This is a genomic window from Sandarakinorhabdus sp. (assembly GCF_031422795.1).
GTDB lineage: Bacteria > Pseudomonadota > Alphaproteobacteria > Sphingomonadales > Sphingomonadaceae > Sandarakinorhabdus.
Genome location: NZ_JANPML010000392.1, coordinates 1 through 5,024 on the forward strand (window position 1 = coordinate 1; position 5,024 = coordinate 5,024).

Annotated in this window: 4 protein-coding genes and 2 pseudogenes; 2 read left to right on the forward strand and 4 right to left on the reverse strand. The window is 63.3% G+C overall.

Translation table 11 applies throughout. The features are described from left to right. A pseudogene (locus tag RMO81_RS13805) lies at positions 1–225 on the reverse strand (fatty acid desaturase); the annotation flags it as partial. A 136-nt stretch (positions 226–361) separates the two neighbouring features. On the opposite strand from RMO81_RS13805, the gene RMO81_RS13810 reads away from it, so the two are divergent. Then, positions 362–874, forward strand: coding sequence for a nuclear transport factor 2 family protein (locus tag RMO81_RS13810; protein ID WP_310476471.1), 513 nt, complete (start codon positions 362–364; stop codon positions 872–874). A 7-nt stretch (positions 875–881) separates the two neighbouring features. Here RMO81_RS13810 and RMO81_RS13815 read toward each other — a convergent pair whose 3' ends face one another. Next, positions 882–2,024: an acyl-CoA dehydrogenase family protein gene (locus RMO81_RS13815; RefSeq protein WP_310476472.1), complete on the reverse strand. Its 1,143-nt coding sequence runs from the start codon at positions 2,022–2,024 to the stop codon at positions 882–884. Between the two features lie 106 nt (positions 2,025–2,130). Between RMO81_RS13815 and RMO81_RS13820 the strand changes: the two genes are divergently transcribed. After that, a complete protein-coding gene (locus RMO81_RS13820) occupies positions 2,131–3,366 on the forward strand; it encodes a dipeptidase (protein ID WP_310476473.1) in 1,236 nt (411 codons plus the stop codon). A gap of 9 nt (positions 3,367–3,375) precedes the next feature. Here RMO81_RS13820 and RMO81_RS13825 read toward each other — a convergent pair whose 3' ends face one another. Both RMO81_RS13825 and RMO81_RS13830 read right to left on the reverse strand, forming a co-directional pair. Continuing rightward, positions 3,376–4,008, reverse strand: coding sequence for a DUF2306 domain-containing protein (locus RMO81_RS13825; RefSeq protein WP_310476474.1), 633 nt, complete (start codon positions 4,006–4,008; stop codon positions 3,376–3,378). Positions 4,009–4,844: 836 nt separating this feature from the next. Then, positions 4,845–5,024 (reverse strand): annotated as a pseudogene (locus RMO81_RS13830) (acetyl-CoA C-acetyltransferase); the annotation flags it as partial.

Sequence of the window (5,024 nt, forward strand, 5' to 3'; positions counted from 1 at the left end):
CGCAGGCAGGCTGGGCGCGATGATCAACGCTGCCAATGCGCCCCAGCCCAGCGTGGCCGAAGCCAGCGTGTCCACCCAATAGATGGCGGGCTTGTACGCACCTAGTTCGCGGCCGAGCGTGGCAGCCAGCTTGATCATCGCCACGTCTTCCCCGGCCATCGACCCGGCGCTTTCACGCGGGCTGCGGGCGGTTTCGGCAAAACGGGCGGCGGTTGCAGTCATCATGGGGTCGCTTATGGCAGAGGAATGCGACCCGATAAGGGCAGAAACCCGGCGGCGCCATTCCGGAAAATGCCGCATTTGGCTGGCCGCCATGCCGCAGCTGGGTTAGCCTCAGGCGCAAATCAGGGGACGCTTGGGTATGAAACCGATTGGATTTGTCATCGCTGCTACGGGCGCGCTACTGGCCAGCGCCGCACTGGCAAAGTCCCCCGCTCTCCCCCCGGCGCTCGAACAAGCGGTGATGCAAAGCCACGAAGCACTGCGCAAGATATTGAACGGCGATCCGTCCGGCTATGCCGCGCTGTTTGCCGTGTCCGATGACATCACGCTAGGCAATCCGTTCGGGCCATTCGGCAAAGGGCAGGCCGAAGTGCGCAGCCGCCTGGCCAATGCCGCAACCAAATATCGCGACGGCAGCGTGCGCGGCGTGGACCGAGTCGCCGTCTATGGCAGCGCCGACACGGTCGTGCTGGTCGAGATCGAAAACGGCCGGGCCAAGCTGGGGAACAGCTCCGAATTCGCCGATTTTTCCGCCCGTGTGACCAGCGTTTACCAACGCGCGGGCAAGCAATGGCGGCTTGTGCATCGCCACGCCGATCCCATCACCACGCCGCGCGGCGCGGAGTCGATGTTACCGACGCCGCGCCCTTAATGCCTGCTCAGATCGTCCGCGACACCACCAGCTTCATGATTTCGCTCGTGCCGCCGTAAATCCGCTGCACGCGCGCATCGCGCCACAGGCGGGCGATGGGATATTCGTTCATATAACCGGCGCCGCCATGCAGCTGCAGCGCTTCATCGCACACGCGGCCCTGCAATTCTGTGTGCCACAATTTGGCGGCGCTGGCTTCGGCGTCGGTCAACCGGCCCTCGATCAGTTTCTGCAGGCCCCAATCGATGTGGGCCCAGCCCACCTGCAGTTCGGTTTTCAGGCCGGCCAGCACGAACTGAGTGTTCTGGAACTCCCACACCGTCTTGCCGAAGGCCTTGCGTTCCTTGACGAATTTCACTGCCTCGTCGAACGCACGCTGGGCGCCGGCCTGGGCCGAAATGGCGATCGACAGCCGCTCCTGCGGCAGCTGGCTCATCAGGTAGATGAAGCCCTTGTTTTCTTCGCCCAGGCAGTTGGTCATCGGCACGCGCACATCGTTGAAGAACATTTCCGACGTGTCGGCGCTGTTCTGGCCGATCTTGTCGAGGTTGCGGCCGCGGGCAAAGCCTTCGGTCGTCGAGTCCACCAGGATCAGCGAGGTGCCCTTGGCGCCCTTTTCCGGATCGGTTTTGGCGACCACGATGATCAGATCGGCGTTCTGGCCGTTGGTGATATAGGTTTTCGAACCGTTGATGACATAATGATTGCCGTCCTTCCGGGCGGTGGTCTTGATGCCCTGCAGGTCGCTGCCCGCACCAGGTTCTGTCATGGCGATGGCGGTGATTACTTCGCCGCTGATCATCCTGGGCAGATATTTGGCTTTCTGCTCAGGGCTGCCATAGGCCACCAGATAATCCGCGACGATATCGGATTGCAGGGTGATGCCGGCCGATGAGCCAGCATAAGCCAATTCCTCATCGATGATGGCGTTGTAACGGAAATCGAGGCCGAGGCCGCCAAATTCCTCCGGTACGCCGGGGCACAGCATCCCGGCATCGCCGCACGCCCGCCAGAAATCGCGGGAGACGAGCCCCTCTTCCTCGAAGCGGTCGAGATTGGGCAGCAGTTCCTTTTCGAACACCTTGCGCACCGTATCGCGGAACGCGGTTTCATCAGGGCCGTAAACGCGGCGATCATTGGCTTCGAGCATGGGAGGGCCTTTCGTATCAAACTTTGCCTTTTGCGTTATGTGGCCACTGTGGCGGGCGCGTCACCTGTCTTGCAAGAGAGGGCGGCACGGTGCCACACTGTGTCCCATGAAACACATCATGCTCATCGCCGCTCTGCTCGCCGCCACCCCCGCATTGGCGCTGGACGATCCCCTGCTGAAGCGCGCCGAAGCCGTGCTGAAGCGGCAGCCGATCATCGATGGCCATAACGACTGGCCGGGCGCGCTGCGTGGCAATTTCGGCGAAGGCTGGTGGAGCGAGGATCTGAAGGCCGACAGCCGCCTGTTCAAGAAGCCGCTGATGACCGACATCACGCGCCTGCATCAGGGCCGCGTTGGCGGGCAGTTCTGGAGCGTTTATGTGCCGGCTTCGCTGGTCGGCCCGGCGGCGGTGAAGGCCACCATCGAACAGATCGACATCGTGCACGGCTTTGTGAAGAAATATCCCGCCGATCTCGAACTGGCATCCACCGCGGCCGATATCCGCCGCATCCAGAAAACCGGCAAGGTCGCCAGCCTGCTGGGCGTGGAAGGCGGCAGCCAGATCGATAATTCGTTGCCCGTGCTGCGCATGTATCACGCGCTGGGCGTGCGTTACATGACGCTGACCCACACCAAGCACAACGACTGGGCCGACAGCGCCAATGAATCGCCGCGGCCCAATCCGCTGACCGATTATGGCAAGGCGGTGATCAGGGAAATGAACCGCATCGGCATGCTGGTCGATCTGTCCCACGTGTCGCCGGCCACGATGAAGGCGGTGCTGGCCACCACGAAAGCGCCGGTAATCTACAGCCACAGCAGCGCACGCGGCATTGCCGATCATGTGCGCAACGTGCCCGATGATGTGTTGCCGTTGGTGGCGGCCAATGGCGGCGTCGTGATGGTCACCTATGTGCCGGGCTTCATCAATGCCGCGCGCCAGGCCTGGGAAGCCGCCCGCGCCGGCGAACGGCAGCGGTTGCTGGCGCTGCACATCGCCGATCTGCCGCGCCAGGGGGCAGCAATGGCGGAATGGGACGCGAAAAACCCGCGCCCGCCAGTGGGCATCAACGACGTTGCAGACCATATCGATCGCGTGGTGAAGCTGGCCGGTATCGACAGCGTGGGTATTGGCGGCGATCTGGATGGCATTGATTCCACTCCCACCGGGCTGGAAGGCGTGGAAACCTATCCGGCGCTGATCGCGGAACTGCTGCGCCGGGGCTACACCGAAGCCCAGTGCGAAAAGATCGCGGGCGGCAATCTGCTGCGCGCCATGGAAGCGGCGGAAAAGGTGGCGGCGGGCATGGCGGGCGAAGTGCCGCCGGATGTGAAGCCGTAACCCGGGCGTTCAGCCCTTGCGCGCGCCTTGCGGCCATTGCAGCACGATCTCGCAGACCATCATTGGCAGCACCCACGATAGCCAGATGAAAGCCTGGCCGCCGCCCAGTTGGCCGATCTCCGGCACCGGCGACGCAAAGCGGCAAAGCACGAAGGCCCAGCTCAGCACATAGCTGCGGATCATCCAGTCACCGTGCGAGGCAAAGCGGCGGTTGCGCCCGGCACGCCAGCCCAGCGCTGCAAAGACCAGCCATGCGCTGCCCAGAGTCGCCAGCGAGAGGGTCGAATTGGTCAGGATTAGTCCGGATTTGTGCGCCGCCGAAAGCGTGACCACGATGGCTGTGGTTGCTCCGAACGCGCCGGTGGCGAGATAGAGCTGGCCCACACGGCGGTGCAGCGCAAATCGCGTCTTGCGCGCGGCGAGATACAGATTGGCCGCGCCAAAGATCAACATCCCGCTACCGCCCAACATGTGCGCAAAGGTCAGCATGAAATGGCCTTGATGGGCGGCGATGTTGGCAAAGCTGGCGACGGGCCAGGCAATCACCCACCATACAGCGGCGCTGCTGACGATGGCGCTTGCCAGCAGTACGCCGTTGCGTGTTTGCCAGAATGCGCGGTTTGATCCTGGTGCTGCCGCCATCTCATGTTCCCCCGCAGCAATGTGTGAAGACATTGGCGGGCTTGGTCAAAGAGTTTGCCGGCGGCTGGCGGCCATGCGGGCCCGTTCGGCAAATGGCTGCGCTATTCACGCGCCGCGTTGAACGCAAAATGGGGGCTGGTGTTGCCACCAGCCCCCACTGTGACGTGCCCCTCCAGAGGAGGCTTCGGGCGGTTCGGTCGGCTCGCCTGCGCTCACAGCCTCGTCGGCTGGAGCTGCGGCGGCTGGCCTTTCGCTCAACCACGGCACTTTCGCATCCGGCGTTTCCTGCTGCCCAAGGGCCGCTCTAGACACCGTTGCAGGACCTTTTCGCTCCACCCTCTCGACCTTGCGTGTCGGCTTGCGCCTGCCGCCTGATCGTCAAGTGGGCGCATTGGCCCGCGACTGGTATCCTTGCCCCTCGCCATGCCCACCCTGCTTGCGCAAGAAAACGCCTGGTTGCGGGCTGGCCTTCCAGCCGCTGGACTGCTGCCCTTGTCTGCGCGCCCCGGGTACACCAGTGAAGGTGCAAACCGGTGGCTTCGGGTTTGGAGGTGCCTTGCGGAACCCCCGTTCCCTCCGCTTCCCGGCCAGAAGTTGCCTTCCATGCCCGCAGCGCGCTGATTGGCGTTTCAGCCCCACCATTTGCCGATTTCAATTCCCACCCAAGGGCAAGAATATACGTCTTCAATGGCGATAACCGCTTCATTCCGTTGGCATTTCTGCCGCCGTCAATTCCCGGCTACAAGTGAATGCTCTCACCATTTGGGTGAGTCGTCAAAGTGAATTATTCGCCATCCCGCCTGTGGATAACGGGGATAACGGGGATGGAATCGGCCTCAGACCAATTCCACTGCAATCGCCGTGGCTTCGCCGCCGCCGATGCACAGCGCGGCGACCCCGCGTTTGCCGCCGGTTTGTTGCAGCGCCGCCAGCAGAGTCGCCACGATGCGCGCGCCCGATGCGCCGATGGGGTGGCCCAGCGCACAAGCCCCGCCGTGGATGTTGAGCTTGTCGTG